Origin of the sequence: Pseudomonas sp. (genome assembly GCF_017744435.1) — a bacterium.
Classification (GTDB): Bacteria; Pseudomonadota; Gammaproteobacteria; order Pseudomonadales; family Pseudomonadaceae; genus Aquipseudomonas.
This window is the reverse complement of the sequence record NZ_JAGIBG010000047.1, coordinates 1-23,048: the sequence shown is the minus strand read 5'-3', so window position 1 is coordinate 23,048 and position 23,048 is coordinate 1. Positions and strand designations below refer to the sequence as shown.

23 protein-coding genes are annotated in these 23,048 nt (G+C 64.4%); 13 read left to right on the top strand and 10 right to left on the bottom strand.

What is annotated here, in order from left to right; all coding sequences use genetic code 11:
- Window positions 1-2 precede the first annotated feature (2 nt).
- Genes nuoK through nuoN form a run of 4 tightly spaced genes read left to right on the top strand, consistent with a single transcriptional unit; the run spans window position 3 to window position 5,220 of the window.
- Complete coding sequence (nuoK, locus tag J7573_RS24135; RefSeq protein ID WP_008096201.1) at window positions 3-311, top strand: NADH-quinone oxidoreductase subunit NuoK; 309 nt, start codon at window positions 3-5, stop codon at window positions 309-311.
- Window positions 308-2,161, top strand: coding sequence for an NADH-quinone oxidoreductase subunit L (gene nuoL / locus J7573_RS24130; RefSeq protein ID WP_159411302.1), 1,854 nt, complete (start codon window positions 308-310; stop codon window positions 2,159-2,161). Before nuoK ends, nuoL begins: the two co-directional genes overlap by 4 nt.
- Before the next feature lie 49 nt (window positions 2,162-2,210).
- Window positions 2,211-3,743: an NADH-quinone oxidoreductase subunit M gene (gene nuoM, locus J7573_RS24125; protein WP_103446705.1), complete on the top strand. Its 1,533-nt coding sequence runs from the start codon at window positions 2,211-2,213 to the stop codon at window positions 3,741-3,743.
- 7 nt (window positions 3,744-3,750) lie between these two features.
- The gene (gene nuoN, locus J7573_RS24120) at window positions 3,751-5,220 is read left to right on the top strand and encodes an NADH-quinone oxidoreductase subunit NuoN (RefSeq protein WP_294340866.1); all 1,470 of its coding nucleotides are present in this window, start codon (window positions 3,751-3,753) and stop codon (window positions 5,218-5,220) included.
- Window positions 5,221-5,247: 27 nt separating this feature from the next.
- Here the strand turns inward: nuoN and J7573_RS24115 are convergent, their stop codons facing one another.
- Complete coding sequence (locus J7573_RS24115; RefSeq protein ID WP_294340865.1) at window positions 5,248-5,568, bottom strand: ogr/Delta-like zinc finger family protein; 321 nt, start codon at window positions 5,566-5,568, stop codon at window positions 5,248-5,250.
- Between the two features lie 201 nt (window positions 5,569-5,769).
- Between J7573_RS24115 and J7573_RS24110 the strand changes: the two genes are divergently transcribed.
- Window positions 5,770-6,162: a helix-turn-helix domain-containing protein gene (locus J7573_RS24110; RefSeq protein ID WP_294340864.1), complete on the top strand. Its 393-nt coding sequence runs from the start codon at window positions 5,770-5,772 to the stop codon at window positions 6,160-6,162.
- Here J7573_RS24110 and J7573_RS24105 read toward each other — a convergent pair.
- Together J7573_RS24105 and J7573_RS24100 are read right to left on the bottom strand one after the other, a co-directional pair.
- Window positions 6,159-6,506 carry a hypothetical protein gene (locus J7573_RS24105; protein WP_294340882.1) on the bottom strand — a complete coding sequence of 116 codons (348 nt, stop codon included), beginning with the start codon at window positions 6,504-6,506 and terminating at the stop codon, window positions 6,159-6,161. The genes J7573_RS24110 and J7573_RS24105 overlap by 4 nt on opposite strands.
- 66 nt (window positions 6,507-6,572) lie before the next feature.
- The gene (locus J7573_RS24100) at window positions 6,573-6,821 is read right to left on the bottom strand and encodes a helix-turn-helix domain-containing protein (protein WP_294340863.1); all 249 of its coding nucleotides are present in this window, start codon (window positions 6,819-6,821) and stop codon (window positions 6,573-6,575) included.
- Between the two features lie 231 nt (window positions 6,822-7,052).
- Here J7573_RS24100 and J7573_RS24095 point away from each other — a divergent pair, with 231 nt between their 5' ends.
- Window positions 7,053-9,116 carry a TonB-dependent receptor gene (locus tag J7573_RS24095; protein ID WP_294340862.1) on the top strand — a complete coding sequence of 688 codons (2,064 nt, stop codon included), beginning with the start codon at window positions 7,053-7,055 and terminating at the stop codon, window positions 9,114-9,116.
- A 9-nt stretch (window positions 9,117-9,125) separates the two neighbouring features.
- On the opposite strand, the gene J7573_RS24090 is transcribed toward J7573_RS24095, so the two are convergent.
- A complete protein-coding gene (locus J7573_RS24090) occupies window positions 9,126-10,190 on the bottom strand; it encodes an AI-2E family transporter (protein ID WP_294340861.1) in 1,065 nt (354 codons plus the stop codon).
- Between the two features lie 128 nt (window positions 10,191-10,318).
- On the opposite strand from J7573_RS24090, the gene yegQ reads away from it, so the two are divergent.
- The 6 genes from yegQ to J7573_RS24060 all read left to right on the top strand — a co-directional run bounded on the left by yegQ (window position 10,319) and on the right by J7573_RS24060 (window position 16,251).
- On the top strand, window positions 10,319-11,653 hold the full coding sequence (gene yegQ, locus J7573_RS24085; protein WP_294340860.1) for a tRNA 5-hydroxyuridine modification protein YegQ: 1,335 nt from the start codon (window positions 10,319-10,321) through the stop codon (window positions 11,651-11,653).
- Window positions 11,654-11,731: 78 nt separating this feature from the next.
- Window positions 11,732-13,423 (top strand): copper resistance system multicopper oxidase, encoded by a 1,692-nt coding sequence (locus tag J7573_RS24080; protein WP_294340859.1) that lies wholly within the window; start codon window positions 11,732-11,734, stop codon window positions 13,421-13,423.
- Complete coding sequence (locus J7573_RS24075; RefSeq protein ID WP_294340857.1) at window positions 13,416-14,297, top strand: copper resistance protein B; 882 nt, start codon at window positions 13,416-13,418, stop codon at window positions 14,295-14,297. The genes J7573_RS24080 and J7573_RS24075 overlap by 8 nt, the downstream gene beginning before the upstream one ends.
- Before the next feature lie 14 nt (window positions 14,298-14,311).
- Window positions 14,312-14,740 (top strand): DUF411 domain-containing protein, encoded by a 429-nt coding sequence (locus J7573_RS24070; RefSeq protein ID WP_294340855.1) that lies wholly within the window; start codon window positions 14,312-14,314, stop codon window positions 14,738-14,740.
- Window positions 14,740-15,177, top strand: a complete 438-nt coding sequence (locus tag J7573_RS24065) for a YqaA family protein (protein ID WP_294340852.1) — start codon at window positions 14,740-14,742, stop codon at window positions 15,175-15,177. The genes J7573_RS24070 and J7573_RS24065 overlap by 1 nt, the downstream gene beginning before the upstream one ends.
- A 75-nt stretch (window positions 15,178-15,252) precedes the next feature.
- The gene (locus tag J7573_RS24060; RefSeq protein ID WP_294340850.1) at window positions 15,253-16,251 is read left to right on the top strand and encodes an alpha/beta hydrolase; all 999 of its coding nucleotides are present in this window, start codon (window positions 15,253-15,255) and stop codon (window positions 16,249-16,251) included.
- Window positions 16,252-16,325: 74 nt separating this feature from the next.
- Here the strand turns inward: J7573_RS24060 and J7573_RS24055 are convergent, their stop codons facing one another.
- The 6 genes from J7573_RS24055 to J7573_RS24030 form a co-directional block, all read right to left on the bottom strand.
- Window positions 16,326-16,907: a DinB family protein gene (locus J7573_RS24055; protein WP_294340848.1), complete on the bottom strand. Its 582-nt coding sequence runs from the start codon at window positions 16,905-16,907 to the stop codon at window positions 16,326-16,328.
- Window positions 16,908-16,919: 12 nt separating this feature from the next.
- The gene (gene zapE / locus J7573_RS24050; protein ID WP_294340880.1) at window positions 16,920-18,029 is read right to left on the bottom strand and encodes a cell division protein ZapE; all 1,110 of its coding nucleotides are present in this window, start codon (window positions 18,027-18,029) and stop codon (window positions 16,920-16,922) included.
- 154 nt (window positions 18,030-18,183) lie between these two features.
- Window positions 18,184-19,332, bottom strand: coding sequence for a PQQ-dependent sugar dehydrogenase (locus J7573_RS24045; protein ID WP_294340847.1), 1,149 nt, complete (start codon window positions 19,330-19,332; stop codon window positions 18,184-18,186).
- A 41-nt stretch (window positions 19,333-19,373) separates the two neighbouring features.
- Window positions 19,374-19,691 carry a hypothetical protein gene (locus J7573_RS24040; RefSeq protein ID WP_294340846.1) on the bottom strand — a complete coding sequence of 106 codons (318 nt, stop codon included), beginning with the start codon at window positions 19,689-19,691 and terminating at the stop codon, window positions 19,374-19,376.
- A gap of 136 nt (window positions 19,692-19,827) precedes the next feature.
- Entirely contained in the window at window positions 19,828-20,790 is a 963-nt protein-coding gene (gene speB, locus J7573_RS24035) for an agmatinase (RefSeq protein ID WP_103446687.1), read from the bottom strand.
- A 25-nt stretch (window positions 20,791-20,815) separates the two neighbouring features.
- Window positions 20,816-21,895 carry an extracellular solute-binding protein gene (locus J7573_RS24030; RefSeq protein ID WP_294340845.1) on the bottom strand — a complete coding sequence of 360 codons (1,080 nt, stop codon included), beginning with the start codon at window positions 21,893-21,895 and terminating at the stop codon, window positions 20,816-20,818.
- A gap of 102 nt (window positions 21,896-21,997) precedes the next feature.
- Between J7573_RS24030 and J7573_RS24025 the strand changes: the two genes are divergently transcribed.
- Window positions 21,998-22,888, top strand: a complete 891-nt coding sequence (locus tag J7573_RS24025) for a LysR family transcriptional regulator (protein WP_294340844.1) — start codon at window positions 21,998-22,000, stop codon at window positions 22,886-22,888.
- Window positions 22,889-23,048 lie beyond the last annotated feature (160 nt).

Sequence of the window (23,048 nt, the reverse complement as noted above, 5' to 3'; positions counted from 1 at the left end):
TCATGGGTGCTATCCCTCTCGAGCATGGTCTGGCAGTCGCCGGCATCCTGTTCTGCTTAGGTCTGGTTGGCCTGATGGTCCGCCGCAACATCCTCTTCGTGCTCATGAGCCTGGAAGTCATGATGAACGCCTCTGCCCTGGCGTTCATCGTCGCCGGTGCCCGCTGGGTCCAGCCCGACGGCCAGGTGATGTTCATTCTGGTGATCAGCCTGGCAGCCGCCGAGGCCAGCATTGGCCTGGCGATCCTGCTGCAGCTGTATCGCCGCTTCCACACTCTCGACATCGATGCTGCCAGTGAGATGCGCGGATGAACCTTATCTTCCTGACTTTCGTCTTCCCCCTCATCGGCTTCCTGCTGCTGTCGTTCTCGCGCGGGCGGTTCTCGGAGAACCTGTCCGCGCTGATCGGCGTCGGCTCGGTGGGCCTCTCGGCCGCCGTGGCCGCATACGTGATCTGGCAGTTCAACGTCGCCCCGCCTGAGGGCGGCGCGTACAGCCAGCTGCTGTGGCAGTGGATGTCGGTGGATGGCTTCGCGCCCAACTTCACCCTGTATGTCGACGGCCTGTCCGTCACCATGCTCGGCGTGGTCACCGGTGTCGGCTTCCTGATCCACCTGTTCGCCTCCTGGTACATGCGTGGCGAAGCCGGTTACTCGCGCTTCTTCTCGTATACCAACCTGTTCATCGCCAGCATGCTGTTCCTGGTCCTCGGCGATAACCTGCTGTTCATCTACTTCGGCTGGGAAGGCGTGGGCCTGTGCTCGTACCTGTTGATCGGTTTCTACTACAGCAACCGCAACAACGGTAACGCGGCACTCAAGGCGTTCATCGTCACCCGCATCGGCGACGTGTTCATGGCCATCGGCCTGTTCATCCTGTTCGCCCAGCTGGGTACCCTGAACGTGCAGGAACTGCTGGTGCTGGCGCCGCAGAAGTTCCAGGCTGGCGACACCTGGATGGTACTGGCCACCCTGATGCTGCTGGGTGGCGCAGTCGGTAAATCGGCCCAGCTGCCGCTGCAGACCTGGCTGGCCGACGCGATGGCAGGCCCGACCCCGGTTTCGGCACTGATCCACGCGGCAACCATGGTGACCGCGGGCGTGTACCTGATCGCCCGTACCAACGGCCTGTTCCTGCTGGCACCGGACATCCTGCACCTGGTGGGTGTAGTGGGTGGCGTGACCCTGGTACTGGCCGGCTTCGCCGCGCTGGTGCAGACCGACATCAAACGTATCCTCGCCTACTCGACCATGAGCCAGATCGGCTACATGTTCCTGGCCCTGGGCGTGGGTGCCTGGGACGCGGCGATCTTCCACCTGATGACCCACGCCTTCTTCAAGGCCCTGCTGTTCCTTGCTTCCGGTGCGGTGATCGTTGCCTGCCACCACGAGCAGAACATCTTCAAGATGGGCGGCCTGTGGAAGAAGCTGCCGCTGGCCTACGCCAGCTTCGTGGTGGGTGGCGCTGCCCTGGCAGCCCTGCCGATCGTGACCGTGGGCTTCTACTCCAAGGACGAGATCCTCTGGGAAGCCTTCGCCAGCGGCAACACCGGCCTGCTGTACGCCGGCCTGGTCGGCGCGTTCATGACCTCGCTGTACACCTTCCGCCTGATCTTCATCGCCTTCCACGGCGAAGCCAAGACCGAAGCCCACGCTGGCCACGGCATCAGCCACTGGCTGCCGCTGGGCGTGCTGATCGTGCTGTCGACCTTCGTCGGCGCCTGGATCACCCCACCGCTGGCAGGCGTGCTGCCGGAAAGCGCCGGCCATGCCGGTGGCGAAGCCAAGCACGCGCTGGAGATCACCTCCGGTGCCATCGCCATCGCTGGCATCCTGCTGTCGGCCTTGCTGTTCCTTGGCAAGCGCCGCTTCGTCAGCGCCGTGGCCAACAGCGGCATCGGTCGCGTGCTGTCGGCCTGGTGGTTCGCCGCCTGGGGCTTCGACTGGATCTACGACAAGCTGTTCGTCAAACCTTACCTGCTGATCAGCCACGTCCTGCGCAAGGATCCGGTTGACCGCAGCATCGGCCTGATCCCTCGCCTGGCTCGCGGCGGCAACGTCGCCATGAGCAAGACCGAGACCGGCCAGCTGCGCTGGTACACCGCTTCGATCGCCGTTGGCGCAGTGCTGGTACTCGGCGCTGTGGTAGTGGCAGCGGTATGACCATGAACTTTGCGAACCTTGCGACTCTGCGAAAGGAAACCAACCCGTCATGATTTTGCCTTGGCTGATCCTGATCCCCTTCATCGGCGGCCTGCTGTGCTGGCTGGGTGAGCGCTTCGGCGCCACCCTGCCGCGCTGGATCGCGCTGCTGACCATGTCCCTGCTGCTCGGCATCGGCCTCTGGCTGTGGGCCCACGGCGACTACACCCTTGCCCCTGCTCCGGGCGCCGAACCCCACTGGGCGGTGGAATACAAAGTCCAGTGGATCCAGCGCTTCGGCATCAGCATCCACCTGGCCCTCGACGGCCTGTCGCTGCTGATGATCCTGCTCACCGGCCTGCTCGGTGTGCTGTCGGTGCTGTGTTCCTGGAAAGAGATCCAGCGCCACGTCGGCTTCTTCCACCTCAACCTGATGTGGATCCTCGGCGGCGTGGTCGGTGTGTTCCTGGCCCTGGACCTGTTCCTGTTCTTCTTCTTCTGGGAAATGATGCTGGTGCCGATGTACTTCCTCATCGCGCTCTGGGGTCACAGCTCGGCAGACGGCAAGAAGACCCGGATCTACGCGGCGACCAAGTTCTTCATCTTCACCCAGGCCAGCGGCCTGATCATGCTGGTGGCGATCCTGGGCCTGGTGCTGGTCAACTACAGCAACACCGGCGTGATCACCTTCAACTACAGCGACCTGCTCAAGGCACAGCTGCCGGCCGGTACCGAGTACCTGCTGATGCTGGGCTTCTTCATCGCCTTCGCGGTGAAGCTGCCGGTGGTGCCGTTCCACTCCTGGCTGCCTGACGCTCACGCCCAGGCACCGACCGCAGGTTCCGTGGACCTGGCCGGTATCTTGCTGAAGACTGCGGCCTACGGCCTGCTGCGCTTCGCCCTGCCGCTGTTCCCGAACGCCTCGGCCGAGTTTGCGCCGATCGCCATGACCCTGGGCCTGATCGGCATCTTCTACGGTGCCTTCCTGGCCTTCGCGCAGACCGACATCAAGCGCCTGATTGCCTTCTCCAGCGTCTCGCACATGGGCTTCGTGCTGATCGGTATCTACTCCGGCAGCCAGCAGGCCCTGCAAGGCGCGGTGATCCAGATGCTGGCCCACGGCCTGTCAGCTGCTGCGCTGTTCATCCTGTCCGGCCAGCTGTACGAGCGCCTGCACACCCGTGACATGCGCCAGATGGGCGGCCTGTGGCACCGCATCGCCTACCTGCCGGCCATCAGCCTGTTCTTCGCCGCGGCGTCGCTGGGCCTGCCAGGCACCGGCAACTTCGTCGGCGAGTTCCTGATCCTGATCGGCAGCTTCGTGCATGTACCGTGGATCACCGTGATCGCCACCACCGGCCTGGTGTTCGGTTCGGTGTACTCGCTGATCATGATCCACCGCGCCTACTTCGGCCCGGCCAAGGCCGACACCGTGCTGGCCGGCATGGACGGCCGCGAGCTGATCATGGTCCTCGGCCTTGCCGGGCTGCTGATCCTGCTGGGCGTGTATCCACAGCCGTTCCTCGACACCTCTGCCGCCACCATGAGTGGTGTGCAGCAGTGGCTCGGTTCCGCTTTCACTCAACTCGCTTCGGCCCGGTAAGAGCGCTATGGAATTCACCACTCAACACTTCATCGCATTGGCGCCGATGCTGATCACCACCATCACCACGGTGGTGGTGATGCTGGCGATCGCCTGGAAGCGCAACCACTCGCAGACCTTCCTGCTGTCCACCGTGGGCCTGAACCTGGCCCTGCTGTCGATCCTGCCGGCGCTGAAGGTCGCGCCGCTGGCGGTGACCTCGCTGGTTACCATCGACAAGTTCGCCTGCCTGTACATGGCGATCATCCTGGTCGCCACGCTGGCCTGCGTCACCCTTGCCCACGCCTACCTCGGCGAAGGCTCCAAGGGCTTCCCGGGCAACCGTGAAGAGCTGTACCTGCTGCTGCTGATGTCTGCCCTCGGTGGCCTGGTGCTGGTCAGCGCCAACCACCTGGCCGGCCTGTTCATCGGCCTGGAGCTGCTGTCGGTACCGGTCTACGGCCTGGTGGCGTATGCCTTCTTCAACAAGCGCTCGCTGGAAGCCGGCATCAAGTACATGGTGCTGTCGGCCGCCGGCTCCGCCTTCCTGCTGTTCGGCATGGCCCTGCTGTACGCCGACGCTGGCAGCCTGACCTTCGACCAGCTGGGCAAGGCCCTGGCCGCCACCAGCATGCCAAGCCTGCTGGCCCAGCTGGGCCTGGGCATGATGCTGGTCGGCCTGGCCTTCAAGCTGTCGCTGGTACCGTTCCACCTGTGGACCCCGGACGTGTACGAAGGCGCCCCGGCGCCGGTCGCCGCGTTCCTGGCCACCGCCAGCAAGGTCGCGGTGTTCGCCGTGGTGGTGCGCCTGTTCATGCTCTCCCCTGCCGCCAGCAGCGGCATGCTGAGCACCGTGCTGGGCGTGATCGCCGTGGCATCGATCCTGATCGGTAACCTGCTGGCGCTGACCCAGAGCAACCTCAAGCGCCTGCTCGGTTACTCGTCCATCGCCCACTTCGGCTACCTGGTCATCGCCCTGGTCGCCAGCAAGGGCCTGGCCCTGGAAGCCATGGGCGTGTACCTGGTCACCTACGTGATCACCAGCCTCGGCGCCTTCGGTGTCATCACCCTGATGTCCTCGCCTTACGGCGGCCGTGACGCCGATGCGCTGTACGAGTACCGCGGCCTGTTCTGGCGCCGTCCGTACCTGACTGCGGTGCTGACCGTGATGATGCTGTCGCTGGCGGGCATTCCGCTGACCGCTGGCTTCATCGGCAAGTTCTACATCATCGCCACCGGCGTCGAGTCGCAGCTGTGGTGGCTGGTCGGTGCCCTGGTGATCGGTAGCGCCATCGGCGTCTACTACTACCTGCGCGTCATGGTCACCCTGTACCTGGTCGAGCCGAACCTGCGTCGCCACGACGCCCCGCTGAAGTGGGAACAGCGCACCGGTGGCGTGATGCTGCTGGCCATCGCCATTCTCGCCTTCGTTCTGGGTGTGTACCCGCAGCCGCTGCTGGACATGGTGCAGCACGCTGGCCTGCAACTGCTCGGCTGATCACAGCTGAAGCACAGACACCCCGCATTAGCGGGGTGTTTTTTTATCTGCGCCTGGTGGCTGCCTCGATGGGCTTCCCTGGCATGGGCCAGCAGAAGTACCGTCATCGCGCGCCGAGGCCGCAGACCTGCGCAGGTCCTTGCTGGCCGAAGGCAGGTGCACTTCCGGGTTGGGCATGCCACTGGGCGATAGTTCATGGGTCATTTCGAACTCTGCTCTCACCGACCAGCCGCAGGCTTCGTTGATGCATTGCAAGTAAGCAATGCGCAGGAAGATATGCCGACCTTCACTGGTACGAATTCGCATACGGCTGGTGCAATGTGGGCAGACCAGTTTGTAAGTACTCACGCAATGCACCTGCAAGTAATGCCTGAGCCAAAAGGCTGTAAGAAAGTCCTGCCGGATTCACAGGTATTGGCTACCTTCATATAAAGGTTTTTCATCAGTTTGCTTCTCATGCCAAGATATCTCCTCAAGTCAAAGGGCTTATATTCAAAACGAGTATTCTAAGCCCAAGGAATGTTGTTAAACCACTCATGGATATTCGTTATGAGTAGCCGCTCGTTTGCATCGGTGCTGGCTCGTCTCAAGCTGCTGACCTGCTCAGACACCGACGTTCAAATGGCCAGGGCCCTGGAAGTCAGCCCGCAGACGCTGAGCAGCTGGAAAGTGCGCGACAGCATCCCATACTCAATATGCGTAGACCTGGCCCGACAGCATGGCTGTTCGCTGGATTGGCTACTGCTGGGCGAGCGCGATGACAGCCGACCTGCGGATACACAGGACAGCTGGGAGAACGACATCCTCACGCGGCTGCGCGGGTTGAGCCAAGAAGACCGCCAGGCAGTGCTGCTGCACATCGAGGACAAGCAACGTATCCGTCAGTTGGAGCGGCAACTGCAGGAACTGACCAGGCGCATGCCTGCCGCACACTCGGGCTAGCCACGCCGACGCCAGCGCTGGATGAGCTCGCGCAGATCGACCGTATCCAGCCAGACGATGACCTTCAAGGTAATCGGGATCACCACCACCGCCGCAACGAAGGCCGCCATCCCGCGGGACAACATGGGCGCCAGCGAGTGCAGCAGTGGCTCGAACAGGTAGCCGACCCCCAAGGCCAGCAACACCAGCAACCGCTGCTTGCGGGCGGACAGTCGCTTGCGCGGCAGGATGATGAGGCGGTCCCGGGCGGCGCTCACCAGCAGGGCCCCCAGTAGCGCACCGAACAGGGCCCAGCCTTCGGTACCCAACAAGGCAACGCAGTGACGGCGGCCTCCATCAGACAGGTCCCGGCTTGAACCAAGACTTGGTCCGTGATTGTTGGCTCAAGTGTTCTGCACGCATGTCATCCCTCACTGTTCGGCCAGCATGCCGTAGCGGATGGCTTTGATCACAGCCGCCACACGCGTAGGCACATCGAACTTGCGCAACAGGTTGGCCACGTGGAAGTTCACCGTCGACTCTTTGCACTGCAGGATCTGGCCGATCTCCCATGAACTCTTGCCATAGGCGCACCACAGCAACACTTGCTGTTCACGGGGTGTCAGGTAGATCGGCGCATCGGCATGGCCTTCAGGTGTCCGTCGCAGGTTGGTATCCATCGCTGAGTTCCCCCAAGTAGTCGCCAGTTGTGGCAGCGAACAGCGCTGCCGCCTATGGGTCCACCTTACGAGTGCCAGCCCTGCCCGCTCCAGCGATGCAACTTGTAAAGAACCGTCTTACAAATCCGTCCAACACAAACTACACAGGAAAATCTCATATCGCCGTGCTTCGACCGGCTTTTCGCGCGTCACAACGCCGTTGTCCGTCCGCCTATCGCCTGGAGTTGTACGATGCGTCCCGTTTTACCCCTCTCGTCTTACCTTGGTCTGCTGGCCATCTTCACTGTCAGCCAGCAAACCACGGCAGCGCCTGCCGTCGAACTGGGCCAGGTGCTGATCAACGACGAGGAGCAAAGCGAACTGAACGACGCCCGCGAGCGCCTGCGAGCAGTGCCGGGTGCCACCAACCTGGTGGACATGCAACGTGTCGGACAAGGTCGTGTTGCCAGCAACCAGGATGTGCTGGCCTACCAACCTGGCGTGTTCGCACAGTCGGCGGGTAACGACGGCATCAAGCTGTCGATCCGTGGTTCGGGCATCAACCGCGCGCCTGGCGCCCACGGTTCGGGCGTGTACACGATGTTCGACGGGCTGCCGCTGACCGGCCCCGGCGGTACGCCCTACGAACTGTTCGAACCGCTGTGGCTGAGCCGCGCCGAAGTGCTGCGTGGGGCCAATGGCTTCGATCAGGGCTCGCTCGCCTTGGGCGGGGCCATCAACTATGTGACCCACACCGGCTACGACGCCGCACCGCTGCAGGTGCGCTATGAAGCCGGCAGCCGCGGCTACCAGCACCGGCACATCAGCTCCGGGCAGGTGCTGGGCAACCTCGACTACTACGTGGCCCTGACCGACTCGGAGTACGACGGCTACCAGGAGCACAGCAGCGGCAGCTCGAAAGGCATTGCCGCCAATGTCGGCTACCGCTTCAACCCGAACCTGGAGACGCGATTCTACCTGCGTTATCGGGAAACCGAAAACGAGCTGGCCGGGCGTTTGACCAAGGAACAGATCAAGCACGACCCACGCGCCGCCAACCCAGCCTACCTGTCGCGCAACGACAGCCGCCCGCAACCGGGCAGTACCTGGGTGGGCAACAAGACCACCTTCTACCTCGACGACGATTCGCGGCTGGAGGCCGGGCTGGTCTATCACGACTACCCGATGGACCTGCGCGAAGGCCCAATGCGCCTCAAGGTGGCCTACACCGATGTCAGTGGCACGCTGAACTACTTCCGGAGTGACACCCTGTTCGGCCACGAGAGCAAGACCACCCTTGGCTGGCGTACCACCAAACACCTGCCCAACAGTGGCGCCTCGCAATTCTCGCGGGTTGATGACGTGGTCGGCGCGCGCACGCGTGACTTCACCTACCAGGGTTCGGACAGCGTGCTGCATGTGGGCAATGATCTGGAGCTGGTCCCGGACCTGTGGCTGACCACGGGCCTGGCGATGATCTACACCCGTCGGGAAAGCGATGTCACTTACCCGGCCAGTGGTGGCAAGGTTAGCCAGCATGATTGGGACTATGCGCCACGCGTAGGCCTGCGCTACGACATTCGCCCGGACCTGCAGGTCTATGGCAACCTCAGCCGTTCGGTGGAGCCACCGCATCCGTGGTCGCTGGTCTGGAGTGCGCCGGTCAACAACCAGCCGATGAAGATGCAAAATCAGACCGCCACCACCCTGGAACTGGGCGCCCGCGGCGACTCGGCGCTGGGGCATTGGGACCTGGCCTGGTACTACTCGCAGGTGCGTCACGAACTGCTCAATGTGGAAGTCGTGCAAGGCTTGCCTTTCAAGGAGTTCAACGCCAGCCCCACCGTGCACCAGGGCGTCGAGGCCGGCCTGGACAGCATCCTCTGGGCGCAACCCGATACGGGCAAGCTGAGCCTGCGCCAGGCTTACACCTTCAGCGACTTCCACTACCGCGACGACGACAAATTCGGCGACAACCGCCTGCCCGGCATCCCCATGCACTATTACCAGGCCGAACTGCGCTACGACTGGCCGAGCGGGTTCTACGCCGGGGTCAACACGCAGATGGCGTCGAAGGTCCAGGTCGACTACGCCAACAGCTACCACGCCGACGCCTACGCCTTGCTCGGCGCACGCCTGGGCTGGAATTCGCCGAAGCAGGACTGGCAGACCTGGCTGGACCTGCGCAACCTGACCAACAAGCGCTATGCGGCAACCGTGACGCCGGGGTACGACGATGCCGGGCAGGACGTGGCCCGTTCGACACCGGGTGAAGGCTTTGGCGTCTACACCGGGGTTTCGTACAGCTTCCGTTGACCGAACGCCTCAGGACGGTAACTGCACCTGAGGTTTGGTCGCGGCGAATATCGCCCAACTGGAGACGAACAACGCCGCGATCAATGGCCCGATCACAAAACCATTGAGCCCGAATACCGCCAAGCCGCCGAGGGTGGACATCAGGATCAGGTAGTCGGGCATCCGCGTGTCCTTGCCCACCAGGATCGGCCGCAACAGGTTGTCCACCAGGCCGATCACCAATACCCCGAACGCCGTCAGGATCACCCCCGGCAGAATCGCCCCGGTGAGCAGGAAATACGCGGCCACCGGCGCCCAGACAATCCCCGCCCCCACCGCCGGCAACAGCGACAGAAACGCCATCAGCACCGCCCAGACCAGTGCACTGGGAATATCCAGCACCCAGAAGATGAAACCACCCAGCGCGCCCTGGGTGATGGCCACCAGCACATTGCCCTTGACCGTGGCCCGCACTACCCGGTTGAACTTCAATTGCAGGCGGCGCTTCTGGTGCTCCGGCAGCGGCACGGCAAGGCGCACCCGGCGCGCCACGTCGGCGCCCTCGCGCAGGAAGAAGAACAGCAGGTACATCATGATGCCGAAGCTCACCAGGAACTCGAAGGTGCCCTGGCCAAAGTTGAACGCCTGGCTGGCCAGCATCTGGCTGCCCTGGGTGGCCCACTTGGTGATCTTGTCGCGCAGCCCGTCCAGGTTGCCCATGCCCATGCGGTCCAGACCGTGCTGGGCAAAGGCCGGGAGCATGTCCTTGCCGCGCTCGACGTAGCCGGCGATGTCCAGCTGCCCGCTCTCGATACGCTGGTACAGCGTGGCGCCTTCCTGCACCAGCAAGGCACTGGTGATGATCACCGGCAGCACGGCTACCAGCAGGCACACCAGCACGCTGCAGGCCGCCGCCAGGTTGCGCCGGCGGCCGAAGCGGATCAGCAAGTGACGCTGCAACGGCGCGAACAGGATGCCGAGAATCACCGCCCAGAAGATCGCGCCGTAATACGGCAGCAAGATCCACACGAAGGCGAGGGTCACCAGTGCCAGGAGTACTGCCAGGGCTTTGTTCTGCAGGGCATCGTGGTTCATGGCGGCTCCTCGGGTGTCATGGTTATTAGTGCACACCACTTGGAAAAAAGTGCCACTTGGTGTTGATTCAAATCAATACCAGGGCCCCGGTCAGCCGTTAGCATCCGCGCCTTTGCCCCGGTGCGTCCATGACCCTCCCCGCCAAGCCCGAACTGCTTGCCCCCGCCGGCAGCCTCAAGTCCATGCGCTATGCCTTCGCCTACGGTGCCGACGCGGTCTATGCCGGCCAGCCGCGCTACAGCCTGCGGGTACGCAACAATGAATTCGACCACGCCAACCTGGCGCTGGGCATCAGCGAGGCACATGCCCAGGGCAAGCGCTTCTATGTGGTGGTCAACATCGCGCCGCACAACGCCAAGTTGAAGACCTTCCTCAAGGACCTGACACCGGTGATCGCGATGGCGCCGGATGCGCTGATCATGTCCGACCCCGGGTTGATCATGCTGGTGCGCCAGCATTTTCCGCAGATGCCGGTGCACCTGTCGGTGCAGGCCAATACGGTGAACTGGGCCAGCGTGCAGTTCTGGCAGCAACTGGGCCTGAGCCGGGTGATCCTGTCGCGCGAGCTGTCGCTGGAGGAGATCGAGGAGATCCGCCAGCACGTGCCGGACATGGAGCTGGAAGTGTTCGTCCACGGCGCACTGTGCATGGCCTACTCCGGTCGCTGCCTGCTGTCCGGTTACCTGAACAAGCGCGATGCCAACCAGGGCACCTGCACCAATGCTTGTCGCTGGAAATACGAAGCCACGCCGGCCACGGAAGACGCCACCGGTGACATCGTCCGCGAGGTCGAGCCGACCCTGGGCCTGGGCGCACCCACCGAGCAGGTGTTCCTGCTGCAGGAAAGCAATCGCCCAGGCAGCGAGATGCCGGCCTTCGAGGACGAGCATGGCACCTACATCATGAACGCCAAGGACCTGCGCGCCATCCAGCACGTCGAGCGCCTGGCCGCCATGGGCGTGCACTCGCTGAAGATCGAAGGCCGCACCAAGTCGCATTTCTACTGCGCCCGGGCGGTCCAGTCGTACCGCAAGGCCGTCGACGACGCTGCGGCCGGGAGGCCGTTCGACCTGGCCCTGATGGACAACCTCGAATCGCTGGCGCAACGGGGATACACCGAAGGCTTCCTGCGCCGCCATGTACATGACGAGTACCAGAACTACCTGCGCGGCAACTCGTTGTCCGAGCGCCAGCAGTTCGTCGGCGAACTGACGGGGGTGCGCGTCGACGGCCTGGCCGAGGTCAAGGTGAAGAACCGCTTCGCCCTCGGTGACCACCTGGAATTGATGACCCCGCGTGGCAACTACCACTTCGACCTGCACCGCCTGTTCGACCGCCAACAGCACGCCATCGAGGTGGCGCCCGGCGACGGCCATGTAGTGTACCTGCCGATTCCCGAGCAGGTTGCGCTGGAGTACGGCCTGTTGATGCGCGACCTGGGCAACGCTGAACAGGCTGCCTGACAAGGCTGTAATCTGCGCCTCAGCCAGCTGACAGGCGCAACCGGCGAGGATCGTGGCTCCCCCGCATGAGGCCACGCCATGTTGCGCAACCCTACCCGCCGCACCTTCGTCAAAGGCCTGGGCGCCGCCACCACACTGGCCGGCCTGGGCCTGTGGCGGCCGCTGGCCCAGGCCAGCGAAGGCCGCGAGCTGGCCGGCCAGCACTTCGAGCTGTTCATTGGCCAGACGCCGGTCAATATCACTGGCCGGCCACGCACCGCGCTGACCATCAATGGCAGCCTGCCCGGCCCACTGCTGCGCTGGCGCGAAGGCGACACGGTGACCCTGCGCGTGCGCAACCGCCTCGACCAGGACACCTCGATCCACTGGCACGGCATCCTCCTGCCGGCCAACATGGACGGCGTACCGGGCCTGAGCTTCGCCGGCATCGCGCCGGGTGGCGATTACCTGTACCGGTTCACCCTGCGCCAGAGCGGCACCTACTGGTACCACAGCCATTCCGGCCTGCAGGAGCAAGCCGGGGTGTATGGCGCGATCGTCATCGAGCCGCGCGAGCCCGAGCCGCATGTCTACCAGCGCGACCATGTCCTGCTGTTCAGCGACTGGTCCGACCAGGCGCCCGAAGCGTTGCTCGCGACCCTGAAAAAGCAGTCCGACGCCTTCAACTACCACAAACGTACACTCGGCGACTTTGTCAGCGACGTCGCCGACAAGGGTTGGAGCAATACCGTAGATGAGCGCCTGGTCTGGGCGCGCATGCGCATGAGCCCGACCGACCTCGCCGACATCAGCGCCGCCAGCTACACCTACCTGCTCAACGGCCAGCCGCCTGACGGCAACTTCACCTGCCTGTTCCAGCCCGGCGAAACCGTGCGCCTGCGCCTGATCAATGCGTCGGCCATGACCTACTTCGACTTCCGCATTCCGGGCCTCACGCTGACCGTGATCGCCGCCGACGGCCTGCCAGTGACGCCGGTGACCGTGGACGAGCTGCGTATCGCGGTGGCCGAAACCTACGACGTGCTGGTGACCGTCGGCGACCTGCCCGCCTACACCCTGTTCGCCCAGAGCATGGACCGCAGCGGTTACGCCCGCGGCACCCTGGCCCGCGCCATGGGCCTGCAGGCCGTGGTGCCGGCGCCTGACCCGCGCCCTGTACTGAGCATGGCCGACATGGGCCACGGCAACATGGCCGCGATGGATCACAGCAACATGGCCGGCATGGACCACGCCAGCATGAGCGGCATGCAAGGCCACCCCGCCAGCGAAACCGGCAACCCGCTGGTGGACATGCAGACCATGGCCCCTCGCGCCAACCTGGCCGACCCCGGTATCGGCCTGCGCGACAACGGCCGCCGGGTGCTGACCTATGCCGACCTGCGCAGCCCCTACCCCGACCCGGACGGCCGCGAACCTTCACGGGATATCGAGCTGCACCTGACCGGGCACATGGAGCGCTTCGCCTGGTCGTTCGACGGGGTCAAGTTCAGCGATGCCGCGCCGTTGCGCCTGACCTACGGCGAGCGGGTGCGCATCACCCTGGTCAACGACACCATGATGACCCACCCCATCCACCTGCACGGCATGTGGAGCGACCTGGAAGACGAACACGGGCGCTTCCTGGTGCGCAAGCACACGGTCGACATGCCGCCCGGCAGCCGCCGCAGCTACCGGGTCACAGCCGACGCCCTGGGCCGCTGGGCCTACCACTGCCACCTGCTCTACCACATGGAGACCGGCATGTTCCGCGAGGTACGGGTCGATGAATGACATCAACAACCGGCGCCTGGTCACGGGAGTCGCCCTGGCCGCGCTGCTGGCCAGCGAACGGGCCATGGCCGCCGGCATGGAGCACATGGACCATGGTGCCATGCCAATGGACCACGGTCAGATGAGCCATGGCCAGATGAATCAGGCCAGCGCGCCGAACCAACCCCGCACGCCGCTCCCCGTACTGACCGACGCCGACCGCCAGGCCGCCTTCCCGCCCCTGCCGGGCCATCAGGTGCATGATCGCGCCGTCAATTGGGCAGTGATCGTCGATCAGCTGGAACACCAGCACTTCGAAAGCAGCAGCGCCCTCAAGTGGAATGCCACGGCCTGGGTCGGTGGCGACATCGATCGCCTTTGGCTGCGCAGTGAAGGCGAACGGGAACAAGGCAAGACCCACAAGGCAGAGTTGCAAGCGCTGTGGGGCCACGCGATCAGTCCGTGGTGGGAGCTGGTCGGCGGCCTGCGCCAGGACTTCACGCCAGCCAGCGGGCAGACCTGGGCCGCCTTCGGCATCCAGGGCACCCCGCTCTATGGCCTGGAGCTGGAAGCCACCGCCTATGCCGGTGAGCGACAACAGAGCGCGCTGCGCCTGGAGGCTGCTTACGCTATCCTGCTGACCAACCGCTGGATCCTCGAGCCGAACCTGGAAGCCAACTTCTACGGCCGCAACGATACCGGCCACGAACAGGGCGCCGGGCTTGCCGACAGCGAAGTCGGCCTGCGCCTGCGCTACGAAATCAGCCGGGGCTTCGCGCCCTATGTCGGGGTAAGCTTCGAGCGCCTGCACGGCAACCGCGCCGACCAGGCTCGTGAAGACAGCGAAGACCTCGGCCAGACCCGTCTGGTGGCAGGCATACGCCTGCGTTTCTAAGGAGTTGTTCCACCATGCTGCGTAAACACCTGATCACCTTCGGCCTGCTGGCCATCACCGGCCTGGCCCAGGCTGGCGAAACCATCGATGTCTATCGCGACCCCAACTGTGGCTGCTGCAAGGCCTGGATCAGCCACCTGCGCGACAACGGTTTCACCGTCAACGACCACGTCGAACCGAACATGAGCGCCGTCAAGCAGCGCCTGGGCGTTGCGCCGCGCCTGGCGTCGTGCCACACCGGGGTGATCGACGGCAAGTTCGTCGAAGGCCATGTACCCGCCGAGCAGGTGCGCCTGCTGGCCAAGCGCAACGACCTCAAAGGCCTGGCCGTGCCGGGCATGCCCATGGGCTCGCCCGGCATGGAAATGGGTGACCACAAGGATGGCTACCAGGTCATCGGCGTGACCCAGGATGGCCAGGACACCGTGGTCGCCAGCTACTGATGCTGAGCCTCTGGGCGCTGTTTTTCAGCGCTTTCGGTGCCGCCACCCTGCTGCCGCTGCAATCGGAGGCAGTGCTGGTCGGCCTGCTGCTGCGCGAGCCCCATGCCTGGTTGACCTTGCTGCTGGTGGCCACCCTGGGCAATGTGCTCGGTTCAGTGGTCAACTGGGCGCTCGGTCGGGCCATCGAGCACCTGCGCGATGAACGCTGGTTCCCCTTCAGCGCGAGCCAGCTGGAGCGCGCGCAACAGCGCTACCAGCGTTGGGGGCAATGGTCGCTGCTGCTGAGCTGGATGCCGGTGATCGGCGATCCGCTGACCCTGATTGCCGGCATCATGCGTGAACCGTTCTGGCGTTTTCTGCTGCTGGTGACCCTGGCCAAGGGGGGGCGCTATATCGTCGTGGCGATGATTACCTTGGGCTGGTTTCATGCCTGGTAACACCTTTAACGTTTAAGGTGGTCCACTGACTGCTACAGTCGCCAATTCCTACATGGTCCTACACGGAGTGCCCCCATGCTGCGCGCAACCGCCCTGGCCCTGGCCTGCCTCGTCGGCGCCCCTGCCCTCGCTGCCGAATCGCCCACCTATGGCAAACAGCTCGAAGGCTTCACCTACCCCCACCCACTCAAGCATTTCGACTTCCAGTCCCAGGGCCAGCACCTGCAGATGGGCTACATGGATGTGCCGGCCCAGGGCCAGGCCAATGGCCGCAGCGTGGTGCTGATGCACGGCAAGAACTTCTGCGCCGCCACCTGGGAGACCACCATCGACGCCTTGAGCCAGGCGGGCTACCGGGTGATCGCCCCGGACCAGATCGGCTTCTGCACCTCGAGCAAACCGGCCCAGTACCAGTACAGTTTCCAGCAACTGGCGGTGAACACCCATGCCCTGCTCGAACAGCTGGGCGTCAAGCAGGCCGTCGTGCTCGGCCACTCCACCGGGGGCATGCTCGCCACCCGCTACGCGCTAATGTACCCGCAGCAGGTCGAGCGCCTGGCGATGGTCAACCCGATCGGCCTGGAAGACTGGAAAGCCCTGGGTGTGCCCTACCGCACGGTGGACCAGTGGTATGCCCGCGAGCTCAAGCTCGATGCCGAAGGCGTGCGCGAATATGAACGCAAGACCTACTACGCGGGGCGCTGGAAGCCCGAGTACGAGCGCTGGGTACAGATGCTGGTGGGCCTGAACAAGGGGCCGGGGCATGAGGCCGTGGCGTGGAACTCGGCGCTGATCTACGACATGATCTTCACCCAGCCGGTGTATCACGAGTTCAAGGACCTGAAGATGCCGACCCTGCTGTTGATCGGCGACCAGGACACTACGGCGATCGGCAGCGACATCGCCCCGCCTGAAGTGAAGGCCAGGCTGGGCAAGTACAAGGAACTGGGGCCAGAAGTGGCCAAGCTGATTCCACAAGGCGAGTTGGTGACCTTCGAGGGCATGGGGCATGCGCCGCAGATCGAGGAACCACGGCGCTTCAACCGCACGCTGGTGGAGTGGCTCGGCCGCTAACCCTTCCAGGCGTGCGCTGTACTTGTGGGAGCCGCGCCGGCTTTTAGCAACTGATCAAGACAGTTCTCCCACAGCTAACCCTTCCAGACCTGCGCTTCGCTCCAGCCGAGTTCGGCAAAGTCCAGCGCCCGCAGGTCGGCTTCCTCTTCACAGAAAAACTCATCCAGCTGCGGCGGCCGCACTGCGGTGTCACTGAGCATCGCATGCACCTGCCCACGGTGATGGATCTGGTGCTCGAACAAATGCGCCAGCAGTCGCAAACGTTGTTCGCGCTGGATCCGCTCGGGGCGCACGATGCTCACGTAGCGCGCCAGCTGATCGTCCTGCATCAGGCTGCAATAGGCGATCAGCCGGTGGTCGGCCTGGGCCTGCTCGGCATACAGGTCGGTGCAGGTGGCGAACGGTTGCTCCGGCTCGAAGAAGCGCTCGCCATCCGGGTTCGGCGCCTCACCGCGCTGTTCGCACTCGAGCATGTCCAGATAGAACCAGTCCACCGTCAGCAGGTGGTTGAGGGTGGCCTTGATCGACGGGAAGAAGCTGCAACGGGGCGCGACGAACTCGTCGTGGGTCAGTAGCAGGCAGGCCTTGTACAGGCGGTGGTTGGCCCAGCCATTGTTGTAGGCCTGGGTCAGCAGATGATGCGACAACGGCTCCATGGTTCGGCTCCTTCAGGCGAAGCGTTGCAGTTGCATCTCCCGTAGCCGGCTCAGGGTCCTTTGGTACGGGAACGCCAGATACCCTTGAGTGTAGAGCGCATCGAGCGGCACTTGTGCCTCCAGGTACAGGGCCACCCGGCGGTCGTAGCATTCGTCGACCAGGGCGATGAAACGGCGCACGGCGTCATCCTTGGGTGACAACATCGGCAGCTCGCGGTCGCCTGCCGCGACACGCGCTGCGCCATCCTCGGTGCCGCGGGCGATGCGCCCGGCCCGCTGTTCACCGCCCAGGGCCGGGATGCCCTCGACCAGGATCGCCGGGAAGCGATCGCACAAGGCCATGAACTCCAGGGCGGCCAAAGGCCGTTCGCAGAGCTCGGTAAAGTGGCACCAGACGGCCTGGGTGCTGCGCCGGATCACCTGAATCTGCCGCGAGCCGATCAGCAGGGGGGCGTTACTGCCGGGGTCATCTGGGCTGAGCTGTTGGAATACGGCTTCAAGCGCACCGCCTTTGTTTCCCGCTTCAGCTACCCAGTAACGCTGGCGCTGTGCGCCCGGATGCAGGCGATGATCCTGCTCGCCTGCCACTGAAAGCACCTGCATGTGCCGCTCGATGGCGCTGATGGCCGGCAGGAAACGCTCGCGATTGAAGCCATCGCGGTACAGCTGTTGCGGTGGCTGGTTGGAGGTCGCGACGACCACGACGCCGTGATCGAACAGCACCTGGAACAGGCGGCCGAGAATGATCGCATCGCCGATGTCGCTGACGAACAGTTCGTCGAAGCACAGTACACGGATCTGCCCGGCCAGTTCCCGCGCCAGCGCCTTCAAGGGGTCGGCGGTGCCGTTGAGCTGGAACAGCCGCTGGTGAACCCAGGCCATGAAATGGTGGAAGTGCTGCCGCCGCGACGGGACGCTGAGGCAGCGGTGGAACAGGTCCATGAGCCAGGTCTTGCCGCGGCCGACCGGGCCCCAAAGGTACAGGCCCTGGGGGGTATGGCCATGCTCCAGGGCTTCGAAGCAGGTTTGCAGGGCCGTGACAGCCTTGGCCTGGGCCGGATCTTCGGCGAAGCCGTGCTCTGAGAGTGCCACGCGATAGCAATTTAGCGGGTCGAGTTGCATGACTGCCGGCTTGAGCTGTGAGGGCTGCATTGTATGGGCTGGCCCTTTCGCGGGTAAACCCGCTCCCACAGGGGCTTCACCACGCCTGAAGCCAATGAGGTGCCTGTGGGAGCGGGTTTACCCGCGAAAGCGCCGCTACAGGCGAAAAGCTGCGTCAGCCCTCGCTCAGGCCGACCTTCAATAGTGCCCCATCCTTGGCATCGGTCAGCACATACAGGTAGCCATCCGGCCCGACCCGCACATCACGGATGCGCGCCTTCAAGTCACCCAGCATGCGCTCTTCATGGACGACCTTGTCGCCATCGAGTTGCAGGCGGATCAATTCCTGGGTCGCCAATGCGCCAATGAACAGGTTGTGATCCCAGGCCTTGAAGGTCGGGCTGTCATAGAAGGCCATGCCGCTGATGCCGGGCGATTTTTCCCAGACATGGTGCGGGTCGACCATACCGTCGACATGCTTGCCCTTGGCCTCGGGGATCGGCAGCAGCGAGTAGTTGATACCGTGCGTGGCGATCGGCCAGCCATAATTCTTGCCCGGCTCAGGGATGTTGATCTCGTCGCCGCCACGCGGGCCATGTTCATGGGTCCAGAGCTTGCCGGTCCAGGGGTTGAGCGCCGCGCCCTGCTGGTTGCGGTGGCCGAACGACCAGATTTCCGGGCGCACATTCGGCCTGCCGACGAAGGGGTTGTCCTTGGGTATTTCACCGTCGGGCAAGATCCGCACGACCTTGCCCTGCAACTTGTCCAGGTCCTGGGCGGTGGCGCGCTGGTTGTTCTCGCCCAGGGCGATGAACAGGAAGCCGTCGCGGTCGAATATCAGCCGCGAGCCGAAGTGATTGCCTACGGAGAGCTTGGGTTGCTGGCGGAAGATCACATTGAAGTTTTCCAGCCGCGCGCGGTCCTCGGACAGCTGACCACGGCCCACCGCCGTACCGGCCTTGCCATCGCTCCCCTCCTCGGCGTACGACAGGTATACCGTGCGGTCCTTGGCGAACTCAGGCGACAGCACCACGTCGAGCAGGCCACCCTGGCCTTCGGCCCAGACCTTGGGCACGCCGCTGATGGGAGGGCCGACCTTGCCCTCGGCGCTGATCACACGCAGGTTGCCGGGGCGCTCGGTGACCAGCATGTCCTTGCCACCCGGCAGGAAAGCCAGCGCCCAAGGGTTGCGCAGGCCATCGGCCACGGTACTGACCGTGAGTTGCCCCTCTTCGCTGGGAAATTGCTGCTCGGGGGCGGCATGGGCCAGCAGCGGCAACAGCGCAGCGGCGGCCAGGGTGGTCAGCCAGTGGGTTCGGGTCATGCAGGATTCCTTTCTATGAAGTCACGCTACGCGCTATGGGGTCAGGGCACACGCTGGCTGTCACGCGATGGTCGCGTCGGCTCCAGATTGGGCGCCTGCTGCTGGCGGCGCAGGTTGTCGCCATTGCCGATACCACGGTTGTCCAGGCTTGGCGTGCGGTAAATGGGCTGGGTGGACGGGCCGCGAACGGGCGGTGTGGCCGGCATGCTGCCCTGGCGACTGTTGGGGTTGGCGCGCTGGATCGGGCTGTTGTACGGGTTGTTATTGCTGGCGGCGAGCTGCAGCGGCTGCACGGGGGCTGCCTGCACCGGCAGGCACAGCAGCAGGCCGATGGCCAGGGTCGGCAATGTAAGATTCATGCTTCACCTCCTGTACGAAAAAGCGCGCCTTGAGCGTTTGGATAGCCTAAGGCGCGAAGGGTTCGCGGCAAAAGTGTGAATGCGATTCCTGATGTTTCAGTATGGGCCTGATGGCGCAGTGCATCAGGCCCGCCGATCACCGGGCGGCATCGACCTTGTGCCGTGCCGCGTACAGGCACAGCATCTCCATGGCAAGGGTGGCCCCGGCCAGCGCGGTGATATCGGCGTGATCATAGGCCGGCGCCACTTCCACCAGGTCCATGCCCACCAGGTTGATGCCGCGCAGGCCACCGAGGATCTCCAGCGCCTGCACCGTGCTCAGGCCGCCACATACCGGTGTGCCGGTGCCGGGTGCATAGGCCGGGTCGAGACAATCGATGTCGAAGGTCAGGTACACCGGCCGGTCGCCGACCCGCTGACGGATCGCCGCGATGATCGCTTCGGTGCCCTGTCGGTGCACCTGCCGGGCATCGAGAATGGCGAAGCCCTGGCTGTCGTCATTGGTGGTGCGCAGGCCGACCTGCACCGAGCAGGACGGATCGACCAGGCCCTCACGGGCGGCATGCCAGAACATGGTGCCATGGTCGATACGGCCCTCTTCGTCCGGCCAGGTGTCGCTGTGCGCATCGAAATGGATCAGCGCCAGCGGGCCATGGCGCCGGGCATGGGCCTTGAGCAGCGGGTAACTGATGAAATGGTCACCGCCCAGGGTAAGCATGGCGCAACCGGCTTCAAGAATGTGCTCGGCGTGGGCCTCGATGCTGTCCGGTACCGACTGCGGGGTGCCGCTGTCAAAGGCGCAGTCACCGTAGTCGATCACCGCCAGGTGGTCGAACGGGTCGAACGCCCAGGGCCAGTGGCGCGCCCAGGCCTGCTGCACCGAGGCGGCGCGGATCGCGCGCGGCCCGAAGCGCGCGCCAGGGCGGTTGCTGGTGGCAGTATCGAACGGCACGCCGCTGACCACCACATCCACCCCGCGCAAATCGCGGCTGTAGCGGCGACGGGAGAAACTGGTGATACCGGCGTAGGTACTTTCCGCTGCGGTACCGTACAGGCTGTCGCGGGTCATGGCCTGGTCGTTGTTCTGGGCTTGTTCCACGGTTGGGCTCCTTTAGGGTTATCGGTCACTGGCGGCTGCGGAAAGCCGTCCACAGCCGGTTGCGCTGGCGCAGGTCGGACAGCGCCATGCTGCGGTCGGCATACAGGCGCTCACGCACATCGGCAGGGGGGTAGATATCCGGGTCATTGCGCACGGCGTCATCCACCAGCGGCGTGGCCGCCTGGTTGGCGTTGGCGAAGAACAGCGTATTGGTCAGGGCAGCCACCGACTCTGGCTTGAGCATGAATGCGATGAAGGCCCGGGCAGCCTCCGGGTGCGGGGCGTCCTTGGGGATGACCAGGTTGTCCTGCCACACCAGGGTGCCTTCACGGGGGATGCGGTAGATCAGCTCGAACGGCTTGCCGGCGCGGCGCGCCTGGTCGGCGGCCATGGCCGCATCGCCGTTGTAGGTCAGCGCCAGGCATACGCTGCCGTTGGCCAGGTCGTTGATCTGCCGGCCATTGGCGACGTAGCTGATCGACGGCTGCAGCTGGCTCAGCAGGCTCTGCGCCGCCGCGAGGTCGGCCTTGTCCTGGCTGTAGGGGTCCTTGCCGAGGTAGTTGAGGGCGACGCCGATCACTTCCTGCGGCGAGTCCGGCATGGCGATGCCGCACTCCTTGAGGCGGCTGGCGTACTCGGGTTTGAACAGCAGGTCGAGGCTGTCCAGCGGCACATCGCCCAGGCGCTGGCGCACCGCTTCGACATTCACCCCCAGGCCCAGGGTGCCCCAGGTGTAGGGCACGGCGTAACGGTTGCCTGGGTCGGCCTCGGCCAGCTTGGCCAGCAGGTCCTTGTCGAGGTTGGCATAACCGGGCATGCCTTGCGCATCGAGCGGTTGCAGGGCATTGGCTTTCAGCGCCCGGGCCAGCACGGTGGCGGACGGCACGACCACGTCGTAGCCGCTGCGGCCGGTGAGCAGCTTGGTTTCCAGGACTTCGGTGGTGTCGAAGGTGTCGTAGCGCACCTTGTAGCCGGTTTCCTGTTCGAAGCGCTGGAGGGTTTCCGGGGCGACGTAGTCGGCCCAGCTGTAGAGATTGACGACCTTTTCTTCGGCCTGCAGCGGCAGGGCCAGGATCAGGGACAACAGGCACAGCGATCGACGCATGACGGGCACCTCGGCAAATGGGTGGATGCCGCCAGCATGCCAGCCGGGTAACATTGCAAGAATGGCAAGTTTGCAAAGCTGACATTCATCAGGAGCAATGTGATGCTCGGACAACTGCACGACCCCGACCTGCACCTGCTGCGGCTGTTCGTCACTGTAGTAGAGGCCGGCGGCTTCAGTGCCGCCCAGGGCGTACTGGGCCTGAGCCAACCCACCATCAGCCAGCGCATGGCGCAGCTGGAAACGCGCCTGGGCTACCGCCTGTGCAGCCGCGGCAAAGGCGGCTTTCGCCTGACCGACAAGGGCGAGCTGCTGTTGGAGGCAGCGCGTGGCCTGTTACTGAACATCGAGCTGTTTCGCCAACAGGCCAACGGCGTGGCCGGGCGCCTGCTGGGGACGGTGCGGGTGGGCATGGCCGAGAACCAGGATGCGGCCGTGAGCCTGCGCCTGGCCACGGCCATTTCACGCTTTCGCGGGCGCGAGGAAGCGGTGCAACTGGAACTGATCAGCGCACCACCGGCGGAGCTGGAGCGACTGCTGCTGGAACAACGGCTGGACTTTGCCATCAGCTATTTTTCCGGCAACCAGGCGGCGTTCGACTATCAGCCGTTGTTCGAGGAGCGGCAGCGTTTGTACTGCGGCAAGGGGCATGCGCTGTTCGATGCGGCCGAGGTGACCCACGAGCAGTTGCTGGAGGCGGACCAGGTGCGGCATCCCTATCGCTTCCTCAAGGGCGGCGAGCCGTTCCAGAGCCGACACAGCATGGCAGTGGCGGAGCAGATCGAGAGCGTGCTGACGTTCATTCTTTCGGGGCGGCATATTGGTTATCTGCCGTGTCACTGTGCGGCGAGCTGGGAGGCTCAGGGGGTGTTGCAGGCGCTGGATCCGGGGTTGGATTTTGTCGTGCCCTTCACCTTGGCTCGGCATCGGGCGCAGGTGCCGGGGGAGGCGCAGGCGGCATTTGTGGAAGATTTGCTGGTAGCGTTCTCCTGATCTGGCCTCTTCGCGGGCTTGCCCGCTCCCACAGGGATAGCGCCCAACCTCAGGGCAGCGCTGTTCCTGTGGGAGCGGGCAAGCCCGCGAAGAGGCCAGATCAGGAGAACGCTACCAGCAAATCTTCCACAAATGCCGCCTGCGCCTCCCCCGGCACCTG